A 23,811-nucleotide genomic window follows, 5' to 3' on the forward strand; every position below is an offset into this window, starting at 1 on the left:
GGGTACGTCCACCTTCACCGAGCTCGCCCGCCCGGCACATCGGCCCCGGAGCTCGATTCGACCTGACCTTCGGCACAGCCCGACACCTGTACTTTCGGCTGATACGCCCGGCGCGCGGGCGGCCTAGGCTCATCGGGTGACGATCGACGTCCTCCGCTCGATGTGGGCCGAACCCCGTCCCGCGAACGCCCCGAGGCCGGGGCCGCGGGATTGGATCCTGGTCGCGGTTTTCGCCGGCTGGTCCGCGGTGGAGATGGCGCTGCGCCGGGATCTGGCGCCGCTCCCGCTGGTGCTGATCGCCGTGCTCGCGATCCTCGGCCCGCTGCCGTGGCGCCGCACCCGCCCGATGGCCACGGTCGCGATCGCGTTCGGCACGCTGACGATCGTCGACATCGTCCGGATCCTCACCGACGCGCCCGGCATCCTGCCGAACAGCGTCTCCGCCACGCTGATCCTGGTCTACGCGCTGGTCCGGTGGGACTCGGGCCGGGGCGCGGCGGGCGGGCTCGGCCTCGTCCTGCTCTGGCTGTGCGTCACCTACGTCGCCGACCCCATGAGCCCGTGGGAGACGGTCGCGGGATTCGCGTTCTTCCTGTTCGCCGCCGCGCTCGGCGCCGCGATCCGCTACCGCGCGGCGATCCGGGTCCGCGACATCGACCGGGCCAAGGCCCGCGAACGCGAACAGCTCGCCCGCGAACTCCACGACACCGTCGCCCACCACGTGTCGGGCATCGCCATCCAGGCCCAGGCCGGACGAGCGGTCGCGGCCGCCCATCCCGAGCGCGCGGTCGAGGCCCTGGCCGTCATCGAGGACGCGGCCACCCGCACCCTGACCGAGCTGCGTGCCATCGTCGGTGTGCTTCGCGCCCAACAGGACACCGAGTTCGCGCCGCAGCCCGGGGTGGCGCAGGTCGAGCAACTCGCCACCGACGGCCGGACGCGTCCCCGCGTCGAGGTGACGCTGTCCGGTGAGCTCGACGACCTCGGCCCGGCGGTCGGGGCCGCGATCTACCGCCTGGCGCAGGAGTCGATCACCAACGCCCGGCGGCACGCCCGGCACGCGACCCGGGTCACGGTCGCAGTCACGGGCGACGCCGACCGGGTGCGACTGACCGTCGCCGACGACGGTTCCGCCGCCGCCGGCGGCCGCGCCCCGGCGGGCTACGGCCTGGTGGGCATGCGGGAACGCGCCGCACTGCTCGGCGGCACCTTCAACGCGGGCCCCGCCGCCGAGCGGGGCTGGCGGGTGGAGGCCGTCCTGCCCCGGACCGGGACGACGCGATGAGTATCCGGGTTCTCGTCGCCGACGATCAGCCGATCGTGCGCACCGGGCTGACCATGCTGCTCGACGCCCAGCCCGACATCGAAGTGGTGGGCGCGGCCGCCGACGGGCGGGAGGCCGTCCGCCTGGCGCTCGAGTTGCGGCCCGACGTCGGTCTGTTCGACATTCGAATGCCGTTGCTGGACGGCATCGAAGCCACCCGGATCCTCGCCGGTCCCGATGTCGCCGACCCGCTGCCGATCGTGGTCATCACCACCTTCGACCTCGACGAGTACGTGTACGGCGCGCTCGCGGCCGGCGCCCGCGGGTTCCTGCTCAAGGACGCCGGACCCGCCCTGCTGACCCAGGCCATCCACGCCGCCGCAGACGGGGACGCGCTGATCGCACCCAGCGTGACCGTCCGGCTGCTCGCGGCGTTCGCCCGGGCGCGGACGTCACCGCCGCGGCAGCCGCTGGAACCGCTCACCGCCCGCGAGGAGGAGGTCCTCGTTCCGGTTGCCCGGGGCCGCACCAACAACGAGATCGCCCGTGAACTCCACATCACCCAGAGCACCGTCAAGGCCCACCTCGCCGGCCTCATGCGCAAACTCGGCGCCCGGAACCGGGTCGAGGTCGCCATGTGGGCCCATGACACGGGCCGTATCTGAGGCCGCCGCAAGGGTTTTCACCCGGGGCACGGCGCCATCGCCGGGGACGGCCGGGCCGCGCGGGTCAGCGCTTCAGGCCGTGCGCGCCCGCGATGAGGCGTTCCATGATCCCGCGCGGCAGCACCCGCCGCACCGCGAACATGAGCGGGGCGTTGCTGCCGACGGCGTAGAGCTGATGCGGCCTGTCCGCCCGCGCGGCCTCGACGATGGTGGCCGCGACCTTGTCGGGCGCGATGCCCGACGCCTGCTTCTCGTCGAGCTTGGCCATGAAACGGGTGAAATCGGCGGTGTGCGGGGAACCCTCGTCGAGGTATTTGGTGCGCCGCTCACGCAGACCGGTGTCGATCTGGCCCGGCTCGACGGTGGTGATCCACACCCCGAACGGCGACTCCTCGAACCGCGCCGACGTCGCGAATCCGCGCAGCGCCGCCTTGGTCGCGACATACGACGAGCGGTACGGCATGGGGAAACTGCCGAGCATCGAGCCGACCATGATCACCCGGCCGTAGCCGCGTTCGCGCATGCCCGGCAGCAGGGCCTGGGTGAGGGTGACCGCACCGAACACATTGAGCTGGAAGAGTCGTTCGATCGCGTCGCCCGGAAGTTCGGCCAGCGGCCCGGCCTGACTCTCCCCGGCATTGTTGACCAGGATGTCCACCGCGCCGAGCTCGGCGGTGAAGTGTGCGATGGACGCCGCGTCGGTCAGATCCAGCGCGCGGTAGTCCACCCCCGGAACCCGATCGGCGTCGGCGATCTTGTCCGGCGTCCGCCCGGTTCCGATCACCCGGTAGCCCGCGGCGGCGAAGGCCGCGGCGGTCGCCCTGCCGATTCCCGATGACGCTCCGGTGACCACGACGGTGCGGCTGTTGTTCGCGCTCATGGCGCCCACGCTAGCGGGCTCGGGTCGGATGCCACCAGGAGCCGTGTGGCCGCGCGGGCCGGTGCGGCCGGGCGCGCTCCGGGATCGTCCGGCACGCGGGCGTGCTGTGCGGGCGGCGGGGCGCGGGCGGCGGTTCGGCGAGGGTCGAGCGGATTCCGAGCCATATGCCCACCCCGAATGCCGGCACGACGAGAACGGGCACGAGTAGGAGAACAGGTGAACTCATCAGGCGGGTCCCTCACGTAATCACCGATCCAGCCGAACCGGATGCGAAATCCATCGCGCTCGCGGGCCCGCTGTTACGTGACGAATTGGCGTGTCGCGCAGTGTCGTTGCGTGTCGCTACGGGGGTGCGGGTGGCTGATTTCGCCGCAATGGCATACATGTCAACATTGCACTGAATGCCCGAATTGCAGTGAATGCGTAAGTGCTCGGTGTGCCATCGAACCGATTGCCGCCGAGCGGGACTCGGCATTCGCCGCCGTAACGCCCACGTGCGCCGGGCCTCTCGTCATCTTACCGGTCGAAGCGGATGAACCCGGCGAACTGGACAACTGTCTGAGTCAAAGTGGGGGTTCATGTGACAGCATGAAACACCTTTTGTGTAAGTTGGGCCACACCGGCCGCGGTGACTCGAGGGACTTCGCCGACGCTCCGGGCAGGTGTCGGTGTGAGTCGATGGGGACTACAGGTAGATGTTCGACTGGGATCTATTGCGCGGAACCTCCGGTGTGCTCGTCATGACGCAGCTCGCGCAGGAGCGCGGTGTGCCCGCGGCCGCGGTGCTGGCCGGGACGAGTCTGTCGCTCGAGGCGGTGCGGGATCCCGAGCGTGAGATCACCGCTCGCGACGAGCTCACCGTGCTGCGAAATCTGCTCGGGCGCTGCGGCGGCGAAGCCGGGCTCGGGGTGGCGGCCGGCAGCCGCAATGCCATGTCGCTCTCGGGGTCGTGGGGTCTGGCCCTGCTCAGCAGCCGCACGCCGCGCGAGGCCGTGGGGGTGGCGGTGCGCTACGTCGGGCACACCTTCGCCTTCGGGCGGCTGGTCTTCTCCGAGTCCGGCGGCGAGGCCAGGCTGGTGCTCGACGACCAGGGCGTGCCCGAGGATGTGCGGCCCTTCCTGGCCGAGCGCGCGATGACCGGGATGCAGATGATCGGCCGCGAGCTCTTCGCCACGAACGTGCCCGCCCGCCGCATCGCCTTCCGCCGATCCGCGCCCGCCGATGTCGGCCGGTACCTCGCCGTGTTCGGCGTGCCGCCGGTCTTCGGCGCGGACGTCGACGAGATCGTGTTCGACAGTGCGTATCTCGACGCACCGCTGCCGCAGGCCACCGAATGGGCGCGCAGCACCTGCGAGAACCTGTGCCGGGCACTGCTCGAGCGCCGCCAGGCCCGGGGCGGGGTCGCGGGCGCGGTGCGCGATCTGCTGGTCCGCGACCCGGGCGAGGTACCCGATCAGGCCGCGGTCGCCACCGAACTGTTCATGAGTTCGCGCACGCTCTCGCGCCGGCTCAACGAGGAGGGCACGTCCTTCCGGGCGCTACTGGACGAGGTGCGCCAGCTGCTGTCCGAACAGCTGCTCGATCACACCGACATGACCACCGAGCAGGTCGCCGCGCGCCTGGGGTACGCCGAGGCGGCCTCGTTCATCCGGGCCTTCCGGCGCTGGCAGGGAGTGCCGCCGCAGGAGTACCGGGCGCGCGGAACGCGGGCGAACGCGCGGGCCGAACTCGGTGTGGAACCGCGCCGGGCGCGTTCCGAACCCGAGTTCGCCGCGGGCGCCTGACCGGCGATCGTGCCGGCCGAGTCCGCGCGACCAGCGCCATCAACAAATACTGTCCTGTTCATCGACCACCGACTCGGACCGGCCTTCGGCCACGTCTACTAGATGGGCATCGGCTCGGGAACCACCGAGGGCACCCGATGGGGATCAACCAAGCGTGGCGGCCCTGGCACGTTCCAAGACGTCATTCCGGGAGTGTGGCGGTCCGATCCAACTGGAAATCTGCTGGTCACCTGGGAGCTGTAGTCGCCATTTCAGTGCGGAGTAGCACCCCTCGGGGGCGAATTATCGTGCACTATCGCAGTAGATTTGGCGGAAACCGGCACGGAAGAGCCGATAGTGCAAGATAAATCGTGTCGCTCGCAGCTCGGCAGTAGCGTGTGTGCGTGTGGGCAGGCCCACCTGCGCACCACGCGGCGCCGGAACCGGGTGGTCGCCGCCACCGGCAGGCGTCCGGGTTTTCGGGTTACGCCCGCCTGCGCGAATCACCGGACATCGTGCGCCGCAAACGGATCGCGGCGAGGTCGGTCGGGGCACCGGTCCGTTCGCGGTGGCGGGACATGACCTCGGTGAGCTCGGGGGACCAGCGCAGCACCTCGTCGCGGATGGGGCCGGTCGTGCCCAGTTGACTCACCAGGCCGAACAGGGTCGTCAGTGCGCGGCTGTAGGGGACGTAGCGGGTGGGTAGGTCCAGTTGGCGGTTCACGTTGTCCAGGCGGGGATTCAGGGCCACCAGGACGCGGGCCCGGAGCCATTCGCGGTCGACTCGGGTGGTGTCGCGCAGCAGTAGTTCGGCGTAGGCGTGTAGTTGCGCGCCGAGCGCCGACGCGTCGAAAACGGTGTCCCGGCGCGCGAACCCGTGTCGGCGGATCGCGGCGCTCAACTCCTCGGGACCGGCGTTGAGCAGGGCGTCGCCGATCTCGAACACCATGGGCCCGAACTGCGGTGGCGGCCACGGCGTGCACGCGCCGAAATCGACCACGCCCAGTCTGCCGTCCGGCTGCACCCGGAAGTTGCCCGGATGCGGATCGCCGTACAGCAGGCCGGTGCGCTCGGCCGAGGACAGCACGAAGCGAATCGCGAGCATGCCGACGCGGTCGCGTTCGGCCTGCGCGCCCGCCTCGATCAGCCGGGTCACCGGGATGCCGTCCAGCCATTCACTGACGATGACGTCCCCGCGCTGGGCCACCACGCGCGCCACCCGGAAGTCCGGATCCGCGGCGAAGGCGTGCGCGAACGCGCGCTGATTCTCCGCCTCGTGCGCGAAATCCAGTTCGGCGCGGATGCATTCGGCCAGCCGCTCGGTCATGGCGCGAATGTCGGCGTTGGGCACGAACACCGCGAGCAGGGCGGACATGCGCCGCAGCTGGTCCAGATCGCTGTGCACCGCCTCGCGCGCGCCCGGGTACATGACCTTCACGGCCACGGCGCGACCGTCGTGCCAGATCGCCCGGTGCACCTGGCCGATGGTCGCCGAAGCCGCTCTGCGGTCGTCGAATTGGCGGAACCGCGCCCGCCAGTCCGGCCCGAGGGATTCGGCGAGCACCGCGTGCACCGTGCCCGGCAACATGGCCGGGGTCGCGTCGTGCAGCCGGCTCAGGGCGAGGCGATACGGCTCGGCCAGCTCCGGCGGCAACGCCAACTCGTAGACCGCGAGGACCTGCCCGATCTTGGCGGCGAAACCCTTGAGTTCCCCGAGCACCTCGAAGAAGTGCTGGGCGGTGCGCACGCGAATCTCGCGATCCACCTCGGCGCGCGAGCGACCCAGCGCCTTCCTGCCCGCGCCCGCGGCCCGGCGCCCGGCGAACGCGAGCGGAAGCGCGGCCAGTTTGGCGGAGCGAACGGCCGTGCGGGTGGGCGGATTACCGCTCGGGTCCCCGTTCCCCCGTCGTGCACCCGTGCGCCGAACACTCATTGGACCAACCCCTCGCGCGTTGCCTGATGCGCTGTGAGCAGTCTGCCAGAAAGTGAGACTGGCTGGTCCGTATCGTCGGCCGGGACGGGCGGATTCCCGGATGATGAGATGGATTCCCGCGCGCCGCCGGGGTTTCAGCGCTGGCGTGTCGAGAGCTCGGCCAGATCGGTCAGCCGGTGCGCGCGGGCGATCTCGGCCGGGGTGAAGGGGTCCTCCGCGCGGACGAACGTCATCGCCGCGCCGTTGTCGGCGGGTGTGATCTCCAGAAGCGTTCCGGCCGTTGCGCGTTGGGGATCCTCATCCGGCGGTGCGACCGGAAGATACTGCGCGCCCAGCAGTTCCGCGATGGCCAGCGGCAGTTCGCCGGGATCGTGGGCGATGCGCGCGGCCAGCCCGAGCGCCCGGGTCTGCCCGTCCACCAGGGCCAGCGCCGAGGCGGGCCAGATGCCGACGGTCGTACCGCCGGAACGGTCGATGGCCCCGGCCAGGCGGGGTGGATCCACGTCGGCGGGCGTGGAGACCACCAGTTCGTCCAGGACGCCGTCCTCGAGGTGATGGACGTGAACGGTGAGGATGTTGGCGTGCCGGGCGGCCAGCTGTTTGGTGAGCAGTTCGAGCCGGCCCGGGGTGTTGTCCAGGCGCACCCGGATGCGCCACAGCAGCTCGGCGCTGTCGAGGTGATGGCGGTGCCGCAGCTCCGGCCCGTGCAGCCAGCGGGCCAGGTAGCGCATGGCCCCGGGCTCGACCACCCAGATGACCAGGATGGTCATGCTGACGGTCAATACCGCCACCGTGGCGATGTAGGGCAGTTCGAAGTGGAAGACGAGGGCGTGCAGGACGAGTTCGAGCGGGAAGACCACGCTCAGCTTGGCCAGGGTGAGCCGGGTGCGGCGGGGGTGGGGCAGGCGACCGCACACTTCGCATGCCAGCGCATGTACTTCGGTTTGCCTCATGTTCACCAGGGTGCGGGGCGCAGATTTCGGCGCTGTGCCCCGGTGTAAAGAAGTCGTGACCGTCTCGGCACAAAGTGCTTGCGCTACCGGCACTTTCAGTGAACCGGGCCACACCGGTCCAGAGTCTGTGCCGCGGGGCACATCGGTTGCCCGATGTTCGGCCGAGATCGCCGGGCCCGACGCGCTTTCCGGGTTCAGGCCCCTGAGCAGCGGAGAGACCGCTCCGGCAGGTGTTTGAAAGGGGGTGCATGAGGTACACAGGAGAGGTGGAAGCCCCGCCGACGATCGGCGTCGAAGAGGAGTTTCTCCTCGTGGATCCGCGCACCGGTGCGCCCATCGGCAGAAATGTCGAAGTCGTCCGTACCGCAGCGGATTTCGGCCTCGATCTGCAATTGGAAATCATGCGGTGCCAGGTCGAGACCAGCACCCGGATCCACACCAGTACCCGCGACCTGTTGCGGGAACTGCGCGAACTGCGACGGGGAGCCTCGGCCGCGGCGGAGAAGAACGACGCGGTACTGCTCGCGGTCGCGGTACCGCCGACCGTGCCCGACGAGCCGCTGACCATCACCTGCACCCCGCGCTACCACCGCATCGCCGCCCGCTTCGGCAGGCTGGCGCAGGAACAGGGCCTGTGCGGCGCGCACGTGCACGTCGCGGTGCCGGATCGCGAGGTGGCCTTGCGCGCGAGCAACTTCCTGCGCCCGTGGCTACCCCTGTTGCTGGCGCTGACCGCCAACTCCGCCATCTATCGCGGTGACGAAACCGGTTACGCCAGTTGGCGAAACATCCTGTGGCGGCGCTGGCCCAGCGCCGGGCCGCCGCCGCATTTCGGTACCGTGCGCGAGTTCGACGTCGCGGTGCGGACCATGCTCTCGCTCGGGATCATCCTGGACGAGAAGATGGTGTATTGGGATGTGCGGCCGTCGATCACGTTCCCGACCGTCGAGGTACGGGTCAGCGACGTCCCGGCCACCGTGGAGGAGACCGCGCTGCTGGCCACGCTGGTGCGCGCCGCGGTCATGATGTCCTGCCGGCTACCCGACCGGCCGGTCATCGCGGAGGACACGCTGCGCGGGGCCTATTGGAAGGCCGCGCACGAGGGCATGGACGGCCCGGCCATCAATCCCGTTGACGGCCGGGCGGTTCCGGTTCGCGATCTGCTCGCGGATCTGGTCGAGCTCGTCGAACCCGCCCTCGAGGACCTGGGCGATCTGAGCTTCGTCACCGACACCGTCACCGCGTTGCTCGAGCGCGGCAACGGCGCCCATCGTCAGCTCGCCGCGTTCCGGGCGCGCGGCGAGCTCTCCGATGTGATCTCCGAACTGACCGAGGCGACCCTGACCGGCTGCCGCTGAGTCACGTTCCGGCGGAACCTACTTCACCAGCCGGCGCCACTCGTCCAACTGCGGGGCCTCCGCGCCGATGGTGGTGGAGCCGCCGTGGCCGGTGTGCACCAGCGTTTCCGGGGGCAGGGTCAACAGCCGCTCGGCGATCGAGCCGACGATGACCCCGTAGTCCGAGTAGGAGCGGCCGGTCGCGCCCGGCCCGCCCTGGAACAGGGTGTCGCCGGTGAACACCGCCCCCAGATCGGGGGAGTGGAAGCAGACCGCGCCCGGGGCGTGGCCCGGCGTGTGCAGCACCTGCAGCGCCGTGCCGCCCACCGCGATGATCTGTCCGTCCGCCAGCTCACCGTCGGGATCGATCTCCGGGTGGGTGAGCCGCCACACCACCAGATCGTCCGGGTGCAGCAGGACCGGCGCGCCCGTCGCCTTCGACAACTCGGGTGCGACCCGAATGTGGTCGTCGTGCGCGTGCGTGGCCAGAATGGCCTTCACCGTGCGCGTGCCGATCACGTCCAGAATGGCGTCGACGTCGTGCGGGGCGTCGATGACGACGCATTCGAGATCGTCTCCGACCACCCAGACGTTGTTCTCGACGTCGAAGGTCTCCCCGTCCAGGCTGAAGGTGCCTGAGGTGGTCGTGTGGTCGATGTGCGCCACTACAGCACCACCACCGAGCGCAGTACCTCACCGTGATGCATCTTGGTGAAGGAGGCTTCGACGTCGTCGAGCGAAATGGTCTCGGTGACAAAGGCGTCCAGATCGAAGCGGCCCTGCTTGTAGAGCTCGATCAGGTACGGGAAGTCGCGCGAGGGCAGGCAGTCGCCGTACCAGGAGGACTTCAGCGCGCCGCCGCGCGAGAAGAAGTCGATGAGCGGCATCTCGAGCTTCATGTCCGGGGTCGGGACGCCGACGAGCACCACGGTGCCCGCCAGGTCGCGGCCGTAGAAGGCCTGCTTCCAGGTCTCCGGGCGGCCGACCGCGTCGATCACCACATCCGCGCCGAACCCGCCGGTCAGCTCCTGAATCCGCTCCACCGCATCGTCCTTGGACGCGTTCACGGTGTGCGTGGCTCCGAAGCCGGTGGCCCACTCCAGCTTCCGCTCGTCGATGTCGACGGCGATGACGGTGGTGGCGCCGGCCAGCTTGGCGCCCGCGACGGCGGCATTGCCCACGCCGCCGCAGCCGATCACCGCGACACTGTCACCGCGCGAGACGTTTCCGGTGTTGATGGCCGCGCCGAGCCCGGCCATCACGCCGCAGCCCAGCAGGCCCGCCGCCACCGGCGAGGCGGTCGGATCGACCTTGGTGCACTGCCCGGCGTGCACGAGGGTCTTCTCGGCGAACGCGCCGATGCCCAGCGCCGGGGTCAGCGGGGTGCCGTCGGTCAGCGTCATGGGCTGTGTCGCATTGAAAGTCGAGAAGCAGTACCACGGCTTGCCCTTACGGCACGCGCGACAGGTACCGCACACGGCCCGCCAGTTCAGGATGACGAAATCGCCGGGCTCCACATCGGTCACGCCCTCGCCGACCGATTCCACGATGCCGGCGGCCTCGTGCCCGAGCAGGAAGGGGAACTCGTCGTTGATGCCGCCCTGGCGGTAGTGCAGGTCGGTGTGGCACACGCCGCAGGCCTGGACCTTGACCACGGCTTCGCCGGGACCGGGATCGGGGATGACGATCTCGGTGACCTCGACGGGGGCGTTCTTCGAGCGTGCGATCACGCCGCGCACAACTTGGGACACGTAGGGCCTTCCTCGATTCGAGAACAATCCCAACGACTATCGCACCCGCACCGGGCGGTGGGCGACCGGAGACCGGTCGGTGCGCCGGGTTTGCGGAGACGGGGACGCTCGGTTTGCTGGTGGGGGACGCGGTGGGGATAGACGCGGTGGGGATTTCAGAGCAGAGCCGCGGCCGCGGCCTCGGCGATGGTGGTAGCGACCATACCCAGCGCGGGGGAGTCCAGTCGCCATTGCTGCCAGTACAGCGGGACGTCGATGTGCACGGCCGGGTCGATCGGAACGAGATCGTCGCCGGGGCGCAGCTGGAGATCGGGGATCATGCCCCAGCCCAGGCCCAGCCGGACGGCGTCGGCGAACGCGGCGGAGGAGGGGATGTAGTGCCGGGGCGTGTCCAGCGGCCGCCGGGTGTAGCGCCGCACCAGCCGGAACTGCAGATCGTCCTTGCGGTCGACCAGCACCACGGGCGCGGACTGGAAGGCCGCCGCGGTCGCGCCGTCCGGAAACCAGGTGCGGGCGAACGCAGGGCTCGCCAGGGGCCGGTACCGCATCGCGCCCAGGCGGCGCACCGTGCAGCCCTGCACGGGCGCGGCGGTGGAGGTGATCGCGGCCATGACGGTGCCGTCGCGCAGCAGCCGGGTGGTGTGCTCCTCGTCCTCGCGGTGGATTTCGAAAGTCACCCCGTGCGCGGCCGCGCCGAGCGCGGCCATGACCCAGCTCTGCAGCGAATCGGCGTTGACCGCGATGGGGATGTTGACCGGTTTGGCGGCGGGCTGCATGTCGTCGCCGAGTTCGCGGGCGGTGTCGCTGGTGAGCAGCTGCACCTGTTTGGCCAGGCGCAGCACGGCGAGCCCGGATTCGGTGGGCCGCACCGGTTTCGTGCGCTGCACCAGGATGCGCCCGGCCGCGTCCTCGAGCGCCTTGATGCGCTGGCTGACGGCCGAGGGGGTGACGGTGAGCCGGCGCGCGGCGGCCTCGAACGTGCCCTCGCTGATGACCGCGTCCAGGGCGCGCAGCTGATCGAGCTGGAGATCCATATTAAGGAACTCTAATCAACGTTCAGAACAATTAGCTGGACTGGTGCTGGACGCGCGCCTAGCTTCGAACGAGTGAACGCATCATCGGCGGCCCTGGCGGGCCTTTCAGGACTCGGCTTCGGACTCTCCCTCATCGTGGCGATCGGCGCGCAAAACGCGTTCGTGCTGCGCCAGGGGATCCGGCGCGAGCACGTCCTGCCGGTGGTGGCCATCTGCGCGCTCTCCGATGTCGCTCTCATGACCATCGGCGTCGCGGGGTTCGGCACGGTGGTCAACGCGGTGCCCCAGTTGCTGACCATCGCCAAGTACGCGGGCGCGGCCTTCCTGCTCGGCTACGCCCTGCTCGCGGCCCGGCGCGCGTGCACCGCGACCACCCTCACCACGCCCGGCGGCGCGCCCATCGCCCTGGGCGCGGCGATCGCGACCTGTCTCGCGGTCACCTGGCTTAACCCGCACGCGTACCTGGACACCATGGTCCTGCTCGGTTCCTTCGCCAGCACCTACGCGACCCCCGACCGCTGGTTCCTGGCCGCGGGCGCGATCACCGCCAGCGTCATCTGGTTCCTGTCGCTGGGCTTCGGGGCCCGGCTGCTCGCACCGCTGTTCGCGAAGCCGCGCGCCTGGCGGATCCTGGACAGCGTGATCGCCCTGGTGATGACGACCCTGGCCGTCGGGCTGCTGCTCGGCTGACCCGGTGACTACAGCGCGGCGAAACGGATCTCGCGGGCCTCGGCGGTCAGGTGCAGGCCGTCGGGGCGTGGCTCGATCGCCGTGAGCCGGGCGCCGAAGGGCAGTTCCTCCAGCGGAACCGTGAACGTGAGCGGGGCGGAGATCAGAGCCAGAGGAATCGCGGGCCCGCCTGCCGCGGGCTGCACCGAGACCGGTGTGATCTCGATGCCGTCGGGGATCGGCGTGACCGTCACGAACACGGTCGCGGGCACCGGAATGCCCTCCACCGAGAAGATGCCGGTGACCCGTAAACCCTCCGGGGAGTAGGAGATCGTCTCCACCCCTTCGGGCGCGTACCGTCGCACGCTGTCGTAGTCCACGATCGCCCGCGCCGTCGCGGTCCCGGCCACGAAGCTCGAGGTCTGATTGGAGATCAGATCCAGCAGCGGCGCGGACACGTCGCTCAACCGCACCGAGAGGTCGTGCACGGTGACGTCGCGCTCGGTCCAGTCACCCACCCGGATGTCGACCTCCTGATACCGGCCGTCGGCGGCCTGCGTCAGGAACGGGAACCCCGTGATCTCGACATCGGGCCGCGCGGCCAGGGTGTACTCGGTCTCGATCTTGCGCCCGATCTCGTTCTGCGCCATCGACACCGACACCCGGTCCGCGATCCCCAGCCCGATCGCCAACAGCACGATCATGATCAACAACTTGCGCATGCACTCACCTGCTCGGCCATGACCCCATCATGCTGTGCACCCCGCCCGGCCGCCGTTCGCGACTCATCACGATTGAAACATCAGCGGTTCAGTCGGATGCGCGGACGCCGAGCCGCAATCAGCGGCGAACCCGGGCGAGGGGGACGGGCCGGCCGGTGTGGCGCGAGAGTTCGCAGGCTTCGGCGATATAGAAGGCTTCCAGGGCCTCGGTGGGCGGGCAGGGGTTGTCCAGCCGGCCGGTGGCCACGCCGACGAAGGTGGCCAGTTCCTCGGTGTAGGCGGGATGGAAGCGGTCGAGGAAGCCCGGATAGGCGGGCAAGGGGGAGGGCGGGTAGTCGGGTTCGACCGAGTGCAGGGGTGAGCGTTCGTCCAGCCCGACGATCGCATTGCCTTGCGAGCCGAGCACTTCCAGGCGCACGTCGTAGCCCGCGCCGTTGTAGCGGGTGAGCGAGACCGTGGCCAGGGCGCCGTCGTCCAGGCGCAGGATGACCGCGGCGGTGTCGACATCGTCTGCGGCGGTGAAGAATTGGTCGCCGCGATTGGCGCCGGTGGCGTAGACCTCGGTGACCTCGCGGCCGGTCACCCAGCGGATGATGTCGAAATCGTGGACGCCGCAGTCCCGGAACACGCCGCCGGAGCGCGGAATGTAGTCCGCGGGCGGCGGGGCCGGGTCCAGGGTGGTGGCGCGCAGGGTGTGCACCCAGCCCAGATCGCCGGAGGCGACCGCCGCGCGGGCGGCGCGATAGCCCGCGTCGAAACGGCGCTGGAATCCGATCTGGACCGGGACGGGGGAATCGGCGACCCGGTCGATGACCGCGAGCGTGCCGAGAATGTCCGCGGCGATGGGCTTTTCGCAGAAGACGGGTATCCCGCGATCCACCGCGGCGGTGATCAGTTCCGGGTGCGAATCGGTGGCGGTGGTGATGACCAGACCGGTGAGATTCGCGTTCAGCAGCGCCTCGATATCGGCGGCGAAGTCCACGTCGAGTTTGTCGGCGGTGCTGCGGGCGCGGCCGGCGTCCGCGTCGGCGACGATGACCGTGTCCACGCCCGGCAGGGTGGTCAGCGTCTCGGCGTGCACCGCACCGATGCGACCGGTGCCCGCGAGACCAATTCGGATGGGGGGCATGGGAGCTCCTTCGGCATCGATCGGTTAATCCCGGGGTGCGGCCGTCGTCGAGCGGACGACCAGGGTGGGTTCCAGGCGCAGGCGCGCCGGTTCGGTGCGGCCCGCGCGCAGCCGCTCGGTCAGCGCGTTCACCGCGAGCCGCCCGATGCGGACCCGCGGCTGGTCGATGGTGGTCAGCGCGATACTGCGCAGTGCGGCGAAGGAGGTGTTGTCGTAGCCGATGACCGAGACGTCCTCGGGCACCCGCAGACCCGCCTCCGCGAGCGCGGACATGGCCCCGACGGCGTTGAAGTCGTTGCCGCACACCAGTGCGGTGGGAAATCCGCCGGGGGAGAAGGTGGCCAGCAGCGCGCGCACCGCGGCCGCTCCGGCCTCGTCGGTGTGCTCGCTGCCGATCACCACCGGCTCGAGTCCGTGCCGCGCCATGGCGGCGTTGTAGCCCCGGCGCCGCGGGCCGGCGGCGAACGCGGCGCCGCCGTCCAGGTGCACGATCCGCCGATGGCCCAGTGCCGCAAGGTGATCCACCGCCAGGGCCGCGCCCGACTCACCGTCGTCGTTGACGGTGTCCACCTCGGGAATGGTGGATCCGCGCGAGACGAGCACCAGCGGGCAGCGTTGCGCCGCTTCCCGTATCGAGGCCGCGGGCAGGACCGGGGACAGCAGGATGATCCCGCCGGGCTGGAACTGCAGTAGTCCCGTCAGCGCCGTGCGCTCCCGATCCGCGCTGCGGCGCCCGGTGTTGAGTATCAACTCGAGGCCGGCCTCCTGCGCCGCCTCGTCCATCCCCTCGACGACGTCGGCGAAGAACGCGTTGCGCAGATCCGACACCACCACGCCGACCAGATTCGATGTGCGACTGGCCAATTGGCGGGCCAGGAAATGCGGCTCGTACCCGAGCTCGGCCGCCGCCTGCCGCACCGCGCGCCGGCGATGTTCGCTGACCTTCGGCGAATCGCGCATGACCAGCGACACCAGCGCCCGGGAGACCCCGGCCCGGGCGGCCACGTCCTCCATGGTCGGTCGCGTCATGCTGCCACACGCTACCTCCCGGTGACGGCACCGGCAATAGAGCGCTCTAATTCGGCGGGACCGGCCGCAGCGCGCGGGTCCGGCGACGCACAAGTTGCTGAATTCATCAGCTGGCATACCACTTTTCGGCGCGGCCCGCCCCCTTGACACCCCTGTGATCGGAGTTACATTGTTGGAGCGCTCCAACAGCGGGAGCGCCCATCCGATGGCTACGACAGGTCTGGGGTACGCCGATGACCGAAACGCTCCATCCACTGCGCATCGCCGCCGCCCCCATCTCCTGGGGAGTGTGCGAGGTCCCCGGCTGGGGACACGTCCTGGACCCCGCCACCGTGCTGACGGCCATGGCCGGACTCGGGATCACCGCCACCGAATTCGGCCCGCCCGGCTACCTCCCCGCCGATCCGCACACCCTGCGCACCACCCTCGCCGCGCACGGCATCACCCCCGTCGGCGGCTTCCTGGCCCTGCCGCTGCATCGCGATACCGGCGCGGCCCTCGCCACCGCGCGCACCACCGCCGCGCTCTTCGCCGCCGCCGGCGCGGAGGTGCTCGTGCTGGCCGCCGCCACCGGGGACGACGGCTACGACGCCCGCACCCCGCTCACCGATCAGCAGTGGCGCACGCTCGTCGATACCGCCGAGGCCGTGGCCGGCATCGCCGCCGGCCACGGCCTGCGCACGACCGTGCACCCGCACATCGGCACCCACGTCGAAACCGCCGCCGAGGTCGCGCGGTTGATCGCCGACACCGACCTCGACCTGTGCCTCGATACCGGGCACCTCACCATCGGCGGCGCCGACCCGGTCGACCTGGCCCGCCGGCACCCCGGGCGGATCGGCCACATCCACCTCAAGGACGTGCGGCGCAGCCTGGCCGAGCAGGTCCGCTCCGGCCTGACCGACTACAGCGCCGCGGTCCGCGCGGGCCTGTACGTCCCGCTCGGCGACGGCGATATCGACATCGCCGCCCTGGTGCGCGCGGTGCACGCCGGCGGCTACCGCGGCTGGTACGTCATCGAACAGGACACCGTTCTCGCGCCCGGCGCCTCCGCGGCCCTCCCGACCGACGATGCCGGACGAAGTCTGCGACACCTGGTCGAAATAGGCTCGGATCTCGCCGCCTCCCGGATTTAGTGGACAGGTGACGACTATGAGGTCTCGATCGACCCGCTCGCGGTTCGGCCGGCTGTCGCCCTGGCTCGCGGCCGCCGCCCTGCTGGCCGCCTGCGCCGGGCCCAGCGCCGATCAGGCGGGCCCGGCCCGCGCGCCCGAGGCCGTCGGGCAGTTGAACTCGGTCGCCGTGATCACCCACGGCAGTCCCGGCGACGCCTTCTGGAACGTGGTCAAGAACGGCGCCGAGGCCGCGGGCGCCGACCTCGGCGTGCGCGTGGAGTACAACTCCGCGGGCGATCCGGGCCAGCAGGCCAAGCTCATCGACAACGCCGTCGCCCGGGGAGTGGACGGGCTGGTGGTTTCGCTCGCCAATCCGGACGCGCTGCGCACCGCGGTCGGCCGCGCGGTCGCCGCGGGCATCCCGGTGGTGACCATCAATTCCGGGGAGTCGGTGAGCGCGGAGTACGGCGCCATCGGTCACGTCGGGCAGAGCGAGAAGCTCGCCGGCGAGGCGGCGGGCAAGCGCCTGGCCGACGCCGGAAAACGCAAGCTGCTGTGCGTGATTCACGAGGCGGGCAATATCGGCGCCAACGATCGGTGTGCGGGCGCGACCCAGGGTTTCGGGGCCGCGGTCACGCTGCAGGTCGACATCGGCAATCCGACCGACGTGCAGTCCCGTATAAAGGGCGCGCTCGAAGCCGATTCCGCCATCGACGCGGTCCTGACCCTGAACTCGCAGATCGCCGCCCGCGCGGTGGACGCGGTCCGGGAGTCGCGCTCGGGCGCGGTGGTGGCCACCTTCGACCTCAATGACGATGTGGTGGCGGCGATTCAGGCCGGCGCCCTGCTGTTCGCGGTGGATCAGCAGCAGTACGAACAGGGCTACCTGCCGGTGGTGATGCTGAAGCTCTACCGCTCCAATCTCAACACCGTCGGGGGCGGCAGGCCGGTGCAGACGGGCCCGGCCTTCGTGGACGAGAGCACCGTGGACGTCGTCGCCGGGCTCGTCGCCCAGGCCACCCGGTGAGCGGGAGGAATGACATGAGCACCGCGACAACGACTTCCGAGCCCGCCGCGACGGAGAGCGTGCGCGCCTCGCTCGTGCGCCGACTGATCGCGCGCCCCGAACTCGGCGCCCTGCTGGGCGCGCTCGCGGTCTTCGTGTTCTTCTCGATCGTCACCGACAAATTCCTCAGTGCCGCCGGTGTTCCCACCTGGCTCGACGACGCCTCGACCCTGGGCATCATGGCCGTGGCGGTGGCGCTGCTCATGATCGGCGGCGAATTCGACCTCTCCGCCGGCGTCATGACCGCGTCCACGGCCCTGATCACGGCGATGCTGGCGGTGCACGCCGGATGGAACGTGTGGGCGGCCCTGCTGGCTTCGCTGCTCTTCGCGCTGGCGGTCGGAGCCGTGAACGGCTGGGTGGTGATGCGCACCGGCCTGCCGAGCTTCATCGTCACCCTGGGCACCTTCCTGGCGCTGCAGGGCCTGAATCTCGGTGTGACGCGGGCGGTTACCGGCGCGGTGCAGGTCTCGGGGATCAGGAGCTCGAGCGGCTACGAGTCGGCGGGATGGGTGTTCGCGGCCACCACCACGATCGGGGACACCAGCATTCAGGCCTCGGTGGTGTGGTGGCTCGTGCTCACCGCGCTGGCCGCACTCGTCCTGCTGCGCACCAGGTTCGGCAACTGGATCTTCGCGGTCGGCGGTTCGCTGCCCAGCGCTCGCGCGGTCGGCGTGCCCGCGGCGCGCACGAAGATCATCCTGTTCATGACCACGGCCTTCGCGGGCTGGGTGGTGGGCGCGTGCAACCTGCTGCGCTATTCCAGCGTGCAGGCCAATCAGGGTGTGGGCCTGGAGTTCCAGTACATCATCGCCGCGGTGATCGGCGGCTGCCTGCTCACCGGCGGCTTCGGTTCGGTGGTCGGGGCGGCGCTGGGCGCGCTCACCTTCGGCATGGCCCGCCAGGGCATCGTGTACGCGGGGTGGAACAGCGACTGGTTCATGCTCTTCCTCGGCGTCCTGCTGCTGGCGGCGGTGCTGGTCAACAACGAGTTCCGCAAGCGCGCCGAAAGGGTACGCCGATGACCGGGCATCTCATCGAAACCGTCGGCATAGGAAAGAGTTACGGCGGCGTGGTGGCGCTGCACGACGTGTCCATGGTGGTCGACGCGGGCGAGGTCACCTGCGTGCTCGGTGACAACGGCGCGGGCAAATCCACCCTCATCAAGATCCTGTCCGGGGTGCACCGGCACGATCGGGGCGAACTCCGGATCGACGGCGTGCCGACCCGGTTGGCCTCGCCCCGCGCCGCGCTGGACCTGGGTATCGCCACGGTCTACCAGGATCTGGCGGTGGTGCCGCTCATGAGCGTGTGGCGCAACTTCGTGCTCGGTTCCGAACCGGTGAAACGTTTCGGCCCGCTCGAACTGCTCGATCGCGGCACGGCCCGCGACATCACGCGGCATGCCCTGACGGACATGGGAATCGAGATTCGCGACCTGGCACAGCCGGTCGGCACCCTGTCCGGCGGCCAGCGCCAGTGCGTGGCCATCGCCCGGGCCGTGCACTACGGCGCCAAGGTCCTCATCCTCGACGAGCCCACCGCCGCGCTCGGGGTCAAACAGGCCGGGGTGGTGCTGCGCTACGTGGTGCAGGCCCGCGATCGCGGCCTGGGCGTCGTGCTCATCACCCACAACCCGCACCACGCGTACCCGGTCGGCGACCGATTCCTGCTGCTGCGGCGCGGCGGCGTGCTCGGGAGCTACGAGAAATCCGAGATCGATCTCGCCGAACTGACCCGACAGATGGCCGGTGGCGCGGAACTCGAAGCGCTGGAACACGAACTGCGCCGGGCGGATACGCCGTGACCGGCCCGGACGTGCTGACCGTCGGCCGGGTCGGGGTCGATCTGTATCCCGAGCAGAGCGGGGTGCCGCTGGCACAGGTCCGCACCTTCGCCAAATTCCTAGGCGGCACGGCCACCAACGTGGCGGTCGCGGCGGCCCGGCTCGGCCGGCGCGCGGCCGTGCTCACCAAGGTGGGCCCGGACGGCTTCGGCGATTTCGTGCGAACGGCGCTGCGGGACTTCGGGGTCGACGCGAGCCACGTCGCCACCGCCCCGGATCTGGCGACCCCGGTGGTGTTCTGCGAACTGAACCCGCCCGCCGATCCGCCGCTGCTGTTCTATCGCGCGCCCATCGCCCCGGATCTCACCCTGACCCCGGACGAGGTTCCGTGGGATCTGGTGGATTCCGTTCCGCTGCTGTGGGTCACCGGCACCGGCGTCAGCGCCGAACCGGCCCGCACGACCCAGCACGCGATCCTGGAACGCCGGGCCCGGCGCGGGCACACCGTCCTGGATCTGGACTACCGCCCCATGTTCTGGCCGGACGAGAGCACCGCCCGGTCGGAGATCGGAGCCCTGCTCGAGCACGTGAACGTGGTGGTGGGCAACAGAACCGAGGCGCGGGTGGCGGTCGGCGTCGATGATCCGGACGCGGCCGCGGACCGGCTGCTGGACCGGGGGATCGGCCTGGCGGTCATCAAATGCGGCGCGGACGGCGTCCTGATCGCCACCCCCGGCGAACGGCTGCGGGTGCCGCCCTGCCGGGTCGAGGTGGTGTGCGGGCTGGGCGCGGGGGACGCCTTCGGCGGTGCGCTCGCGCACGGCCTGCTCGCCGGGTGGGATCCGCGGCGGATCGCCACCTACGCCAACGCCGCCGGGGCGCTGGTGGCCGCCCGGCTGGCCTGCGCCGACGCCATGCCGACGGCCGCCGAGATCGAGGAGCTGCTGTGCACCTGACCGATGAGCGCTGGCAGCACCTGCTGCGGGTGCGCGCCACCGAGCCCGAGGCCGTGCGGCGCGCCTACGCCGACCGGCGCCGGCGCTCGAATCTGCTGTCCGGCACCGGGACCCTGTTCCTGGTCGCCGCCGACCATCCCGCCCGCGGCGCGCTCGGCGTCGGCGCGGACAGCACCGCCATGGCCGATCGCCGGACCCTGCTCGAACGCCTGCTCATCGCGCTCGACAATCCGGCGGTGGACGGGGTGCTCGGTTCGCCGGACATCGTCGAGGAGCTCCTGCTGCTGGACGCGGTCCACGACAAGATCGTCATCGGTTCCATGAACCGGGGCGGACTGGCGGGCGCGGACTGGGAGATCGACGACCGCTTCACCGGCTACGACGCCGCGTCCCTCGTCGAGTTCGGCCTCGACGGCGGAAAGATGCTGCTGCGCATGGTCGATTCGGACCCGAGCACGGCGCCCACCCTGCACGCCTGTGCCCGCGCGGTCTCCGAACTGGCCGAGCACGGGCTCATGGCCATGGTCGAACCGCTGCCGTACCGCCGCGACGCCTCCGGCGCGCTGGTCATGCACCGGGACGCGGCCGCCCTGCAGCGCGCCATCACCGTGGCCTCGGGACTCGGCGTCACCTCCGCCTACACCTGGCTGAAAATCCCCGCGCCGCAGGACATCTCGGCGCTGGACGCCACCACGCTGCCCGTGCTCGTGCTGGGCGGCGCACCCTCGGGCGATCCCACCGGTGATCTCGCCGCCTGGGGCAAGGCGCTGAGCCACGAGGTGGTGCGCGGTCTGGTGGTCGGGCGCGGTCTGCTGTATCCGCCGGACGGCGATGTGGCCGGTGCGGTGGCCGCCGCGGCGGGGGTGCTCGCCGATTCGGCCGGCGCGCAGGCACTTCGGCTCGCGACCGGCCCGTCCGACGGCGCCGCCTCGTGACCGCCCTGCATCGCCCGCGCGGAACTCTCGCCGACGCCGCCGATCCGGTGGTGCTCACGCCCGCGGACGCGGGCTGGACCTACACCGGCCTGCGGGTGCTGCGGCTGGCGCCGGGGGAGACGCGCCTCGTGCACACCGGCGACTTCGAAGCCTTCGTCCTCCCGCTCGCGGGCGGCTGCGTCGTGCGGGTCGACGGCCACGACTTCGAACTGACCGGGCGGGACACGGTGTTCAGCCGCGTCACCGACTTCGCCTATGTGCCCCGCGACGCCGAGGTCGAACTCTCCGCCGCGCACGGGGTCGAGGTGGCGCTGCCCATGGCCCGGTGCACCCGCCGTCTCGACCCGAAATACGGTCCGGCCGACCAGGTCCCGGTCGAGGTGCGCGGCGCGGGCCGCGCCACCCGGCAGGTCGTCAACTTCGGCGTCCCCGGCGTCTGGGACCACGCCGACAAACTCAGTGCCTGTGAACTGCTCACCCCGGACGGCAACTGGTCCTCCTACCCGCCGCACAAGCACGACGAGGCGAGCGCGCACGAGGTCGTGAACGAGGAGATCTACTACTTCCGGATCGCCGGGCCGGACGGAATCCGGCCGGCCGACAGCGGGTTCGGGCTGCACCGCACCTATACGGCCGACGGCGAGATAGACGCGAACGTCGCGGTCCGGGACGGTGATGTCTTCCTGGTCCCGCGCGGCTACCACGGTCCGTGCGTGGCTGCCCCCGGCTACCCGATGTACTACCTCAACGTGCTCGCCGGACCCGGTCCCGAACGCTCCCTGGCCTTCTGCGACGACCCGGCCCACGCCTGGGTCCGCGCGCACTGGGAGAGCGAACTCCCGGATCCGCGCTGCCCGCTGACCTCGCACGAAGGACGGCTCGGATGAGACTCACGACCGCGCGAGCACTGGTGGCCTGGCTGATCGCCCAGCGCTCGGAAACCCTCGACGGCATCGAAGTTCCGCTCTTCCCCGCGGTTTTCGCCATCTTCGGCCACGGCAACGTGCTGGGCCTGGGCACCGCCCTCGAGGAACAGCGCGACGTCCTGCCGGTCTGGCGCGGGCACACCGAACAGGGGATGGCCCTGGCCGCGGTCGGCCTGGCCAAGGCCGCGCACCGGCGCCAGGTCGGCATCGCGACCTCCTCCATCGGACCCGGCGCGCTCAACATGGTGACCGCCGCCGGTGTGGCACACGCCAATCGGCTGCCGCTGCTGTTGCTGCCGGGGGACACCTTCGTCAGCCGCGCCCCCGATCCGGTGCTGCAGCAGGTCGAGCATTTCGGTGACCCGACCGCCACGGTGAACGACGCCTTTCGGCCGGTGAGCCGCTATTTCGACCGCATCGTCCGCCCGGAACAGCTCATCGCGACCCTGCCGCAGGTGGCCCGGGTACTCACCGATCCGGCCGAGGCCGGGCCGGTCACCCTGGCGCTGCCGCAGGATGTTCAGGTGCGGGAGTACGACTTTCCGGATGAGCTGTTCGTCCCGGTCGTGCATCGCGTGCCGCGCCCGCGCCCGGACCGCCGCGAACTCGCCGCCGCGGCGGCGGCGCTGGCCACCGCCGAACGCCCGCTGCTGATCCTCGGCGGCGGCGTGCGCTACTCCGGTGCGGGCGCGCGAGCGCTGGAACTCGCACGGCGCCATGGCATTCCGGTCACCGAGACCACCGCCGGGCGCACCCTGGTCCCGCACGATCACCCGCTCTACGCCGGACCGCTGGGCATCACGGGCTCGGCGTCGGCGAACTTCCTGGCCGCCGCGGCCGACGTGGTGCTGGCGGTCGGCACCCGCCTGCAGGACTTCACCACCGCCTCCTGGACCCTGTTCGACCCGCGAATGCGCCTGGTGCACATCAACACCGCGCGTTTCGACGCGGTCAAGCACGGCGCGCTCGCGGTCGTGGGCGATGCCGCCGAAACCCTGGCCGAACTCGGCCCGGCGCTGGGGGACTGGCGCGCGGCGCCGGACTGGACCGCCCGCGCCGCGGTCGTGCGCGCGGAATGGGACACCCACATCGACACGCTGCGCGCCCCCGCGCGGGGAGCGCCGAGCTACGCCCGCGTCGTCGGCATCGTCAACGACCTCAGCGGCCCCCGCGACTACGTCATGACCGCCTCGGGCGGACTGCCCGGCGAACTCGTCGGTGGGTGGCGCGCCGGCGGCGGCGAGCCGGCCATGGACGTGGAGTACGGCTTCTCCTGCATGGGCTACGAACTCGCCGGGGCCTGGGGCGCGGCCATGGTGGTCGGCGACGAATCCGCGGGGCCCACCCGCGGCCTGGTCACCACCCTGCTCGGCGACGGCTCGTACCTGATGCTCAATTCCGAACTGTTCTCCGCCGCCTTCGCCGGGCACCCCTTCGTCGCGGTGGTCTGCGACAACGACGGTTACGGGGTGATCGCGCGACTGCAGGAGGGGCAGGGCGCGGCGGCGTTCAACAACTTCTACGCCGACTGCCGCACCGAGCACGACCGGCCGCCGCGCGTGGACTTCGCCGCGCACGCGCGCGCCCTGGGCTGCGCGGTCTTCACCGCCGATGACGCGAGCGAGTTCCGCACCGCGTACGCCCGTGCCCGGGCCGCCGCGGTCACCGAGCGGCGGCCCGCGGTGGTCGTGGTGCAAACCCTGCCGTCCACCTGGACCGACGCCGGTGCGTGGTGGGAAGTGGGTGTGCCCCGGCACCTCTCGGGACACGCCGCCCAGGCCGCCGCCAAGCCGGGGCAACTCCGCTACACCCGGCCCGCGTCGTGATCGCCGCGCCGTGGCCGGGGTTCCGCATTCCGGGCATACCTCCGGAGGGGTGACCTCGTACCGGAATGTGTG

General features: G+C 70.9%; 22 protein-coding genes. 13 read left to right on the forward strand and 9 right to left on the reverse strand.

What is annotated here, in order from left to right:
• The first annotated feature begins 136 nt into the window (after positions 1–136).
• Positions 137–1,285, forward strand: coding sequence for a sensor histidine kinase (locus ACWIGI_RS01160; protein ID WP_454200300.1), 1,149 nt, complete (start codon positions 137–139; stop codon positions 1,283–1,285).
• The gene (locus ACWIGI_RS01165; protein ID WP_454200301.1) at positions 1,282–1,929 is read left to right on the forward strand and encodes a response regulator; all 648 of its coding nucleotides are present in this window, start codon (positions 1,282–1,284) and stop codon (positions 1,927–1,929) included. Before ACWIGI_RS01160 ends, ACWIGI_RS01165 begins: the two co-directional genes overlap by 4 nt.
• A gap of 64 nt (positions 1,930–1,993) precedes the next feature.
• Here ACWIGI_RS01165 and ACWIGI_RS01170 read toward each other — a convergent pair whose 3' ends face one another.
• Complete coding sequence (locus ACWIGI_RS01170) at positions 1,994–2,809, reverse strand: SDR family oxidoreductase (RefSeq protein ID WP_454200302.1); 816 nt, start codon at positions 2,807–2,809, stop codon at positions 1,994–1,996.
• Between the two features lie 695 nt (positions 2,810–3,504).
• Here ACWIGI_RS01170 and ACWIGI_RS01175 point away from each other — a divergent pair.
• Positions 3,505–4,593: an AraC family transcriptional regulator gene (locus ACWIGI_RS01175; protein ID WP_454200303.1), complete on the forward strand. Its 1,089-nt coding sequence runs from the start codon at positions 3,505–3,507 to the stop codon at positions 4,591–4,593.
• A 463-nt stretch (positions 4,594–5,056) separates the two neighbouring features.
• Here ACWIGI_RS01175 and ACWIGI_RS01180 read toward each other — a convergent pair whose 3' ends face one another.
• Together ACWIGI_RS01180 and ACWIGI_RS01185 are read right to left on the reverse strand one after the other, a co-directional pair.
• The gene (locus tag ACWIGI_RS01180) at positions 5,057–6,505 is read right to left on the reverse strand and encodes an ABC1 kinase family protein (RefSeq protein WP_454200304.1); all 1,449 of its coding nucleotides are present in this window, start codon (positions 6,503–6,505) and stop codon (positions 5,057–5,059) included.
• 134 nt (positions 6,506–6,639) lie between these two features.
• Positions 6,640–7,458: an amino acid-binding protein gene (locus ACWIGI_RS01185; protein WP_454200305.1), complete on the reverse strand. Its 819-nt coding sequence runs from the start codon at positions 7,456–7,458 to the stop codon at positions 6,640–6,642.
• Between the two features lie 266 nt (positions 7,459–7,724).
• Between ACWIGI_RS01185 and ACWIGI_RS01190 the strand changes: the two genes are divergently transcribed.
• Positions 7,725–8,816 (forward strand): carboxylate-amine ligase, encoded by a 1,092-nt coding sequence (locus tag ACWIGI_RS01190; RefSeq protein WP_454200589.1) that lies wholly within the window; start codon positions 7,725–7,727, stop codon positions 8,814–8,816.
• Between the two features lie 18 nt (positions 8,817–8,834).
• Here ACWIGI_RS01190 and ACWIGI_RS01195 read toward each other — a convergent pair whose 3' ends face one another.
• From ACWIGI_RS01195 to ACWIGI_RS01205, 3 genes are all read right to left on the reverse strand, one after another.
• The gene (locus ACWIGI_RS01195) at positions 8,835–9,461 is read right to left on the reverse strand and encodes an MBL fold metallo-hydrolase (RefSeq protein WP_454200306.1); all 627 of its coding nucleotides are present in this window, start codon (positions 9,459–9,461) and stop codon (positions 8,835–8,837) included.
• A complete protein-coding gene (locus ACWIGI_RS01200) occupies positions 9,461–10,546 on the reverse strand; it encodes an S-(hydroxymethyl)mycothiol dehydrogenase (RefSeq protein WP_454200307.1) in 1,086 nt (361 codons plus the stop codon). The genes ACWIGI_RS01195 and ACWIGI_RS01200 overlap by 1 nt, the downstream gene beginning before the upstream one ends.
• A 155-nt stretch (positions 10,547–10,701) precedes the next feature.
• A complete protein-coding gene (locus ACWIGI_RS01205; protein WP_454200308.1) occupies positions 10,702–11,580 on the reverse strand; it encodes a LysR family transcriptional regulator ArgP in 879 nt (292 codons plus the stop codon).
• Between the two features lie 72 nt (positions 11,581–11,652).
• Here ACWIGI_RS01205 and ACWIGI_RS01210 point away from each other — a divergent pair, with 72 nt between their 5' ends.
• The gene (locus ACWIGI_RS01210; protein WP_454200309.1) at positions 11,653–12,270 is read left to right on the forward strand and encodes a LysE/ArgO family amino acid transporter; all 618 of its coding nucleotides are present in this window, start codon (positions 11,653–11,655) and stop codon (positions 12,268–12,270) included.
• 8 nt (positions 12,271–12,278) lie between these two features.
• Here the strand turns inward: ACWIGI_RS01210 and ACWIGI_RS01215 are convergent, their stop codons facing one another.
• The 3 genes from ACWIGI_RS01215 to ACWIGI_RS01225 form a co-directional block, all read right to left on the reverse strand.
• The gene (locus ACWIGI_RS01215; protein ID WP_454200310.1) at positions 12,279–12,971 is read right to left on the reverse strand and encodes an LmeA family phospholipid-binding protein; all 693 of its coding nucleotides are present in this window, start codon (positions 12,969–12,971) and stop codon (positions 12,279–12,281) included.
• Between the two features lie 118 nt (positions 12,972–13,089).
• Entirely contained in the window at positions 13,090–14,100 is a 1,011-nt protein-coding gene (locus ACWIGI_RS01220) for a Gfo/Idh/MocA family protein (protein WP_454200311.1), read from the reverse strand.
• 24 nt (positions 14,101–14,124) lie between these two features.
• Positions 14,125–15,129: a LacI family DNA-binding transcriptional regulator gene (locus ACWIGI_RS01225; RefSeq protein ID WP_454200312.1), complete on the reverse strand. Its 1,005-nt coding sequence runs from the start codon at positions 15,127–15,129 to the stop codon at positions 14,125–14,127.
• A 233-nt stretch (positions 15,130–15,362) separates the two neighbouring features.
• Here ACWIGI_RS01225 and ACWIGI_RS01230 point away from each other — a divergent pair, with 233 nt between their 5' ends.
• From ACWIGI_RS01230 to iolD, 8 genes are read left to right on the forward strand one after another with little or no spacing between them, the layout of a single operon-like run.
• The gene (locus ACWIGI_RS01230; protein ID WP_454200313.1) at positions 15,363–16,265 is read left to right on the forward strand and encodes a TIM barrel protein; all 903 of its coding nucleotides are present in this window, start codon (positions 15,363–15,365) and stop codon (positions 16,263–16,265) included.
• Between the two features lie 16 nt (positions 16,266–16,281).
• The gene (locus ACWIGI_RS01235; RefSeq protein WP_454200314.1) at positions 16,282–17,271 is read left to right on the forward strand and encodes a sugar ABC transporter substrate-binding protein; all 990 of its coding nucleotides are present in this window, start codon (positions 16,282–16,284) and stop codon (positions 17,269–17,271) included.
• A 14-nt stretch (positions 17,272–17,285) separates the two neighbouring features.
• The gene (locus tag ACWIGI_RS01240; RefSeq protein WP_454200315.1) at positions 17,286–18,335 is read left to right on the forward strand and encodes an ABC transporter permease; all 1,050 of its coding nucleotides are present in this window, start codon (positions 17,286–17,288) and stop codon (positions 18,333–18,335) included.
• Entirely contained in the window at positions 18,332–19,117 is a 786-nt protein-coding gene (locus ACWIGI_RS01245; RefSeq protein WP_454200316.1) for an ATP-binding cassette domain-containing protein, read from the forward strand. The genes ACWIGI_RS01240 and ACWIGI_RS01245 overlap by 4 nt, the downstream gene beginning before the upstream one ends.
• Positions 19,114–20,052 (forward strand): 5-dehydro-2-deoxygluconokinase, encoded by a 939-nt coding sequence (gene iolC, locus ACWIGI_RS01250; protein ID WP_454200317.1) that lies wholly within the window; start codon positions 19,114–19,116, stop codon positions 20,050–20,052. The genes ACWIGI_RS01245 and iolC overlap by 4 nt, the downstream gene beginning before the upstream one ends.
• The gene (locus tag ACWIGI_RS01255) at positions 20,043–20,987 is read left to right on the forward strand and encodes a Cgl0159 family (beta/alpha)8-fold protein (protein WP_454200318.1); all 945 of its coding nucleotides are present in this window, start codon (positions 20,043–20,045) and stop codon (positions 20,985–20,987) included. The genes iolC and ACWIGI_RS01255 overlap by 10 nt, the downstream gene beginning before the upstream one ends.
• Positions 20,984–21,874, forward strand: a complete 891-nt coding sequence (iolB, locus tag ACWIGI_RS01260; protein ID WP_454200319.1) for a 5-deoxy-glucuronate isomerase — start codon at positions 20,984–20,986, stop codon at positions 21,872–21,874. The genes ACWIGI_RS01255 and iolB overlap by 4 nt, the downstream gene beginning before the upstream one ends.
• Positions 21,871–23,739: a 3D-(3,5/4)-trihydroxycyclohexane-1,2-dione acylhydrolase (decyclizing) gene (iolD, locus tag ACWIGI_RS01265; protein ID WP_454200320.1), complete on the forward strand. Its 1,869-nt coding sequence runs from the start codon at positions 21,871–21,873 to the stop codon at positions 23,737–23,739. The genes iolB and iolD overlap by 4 nt, the downstream gene beginning before the upstream one ends.
• Positions 23,740–23,811: the final 72 nt, after the last annotated feature.

It is taken from the genome of Nocardia sp. NPDC055321, assembly GCF_053645575.1.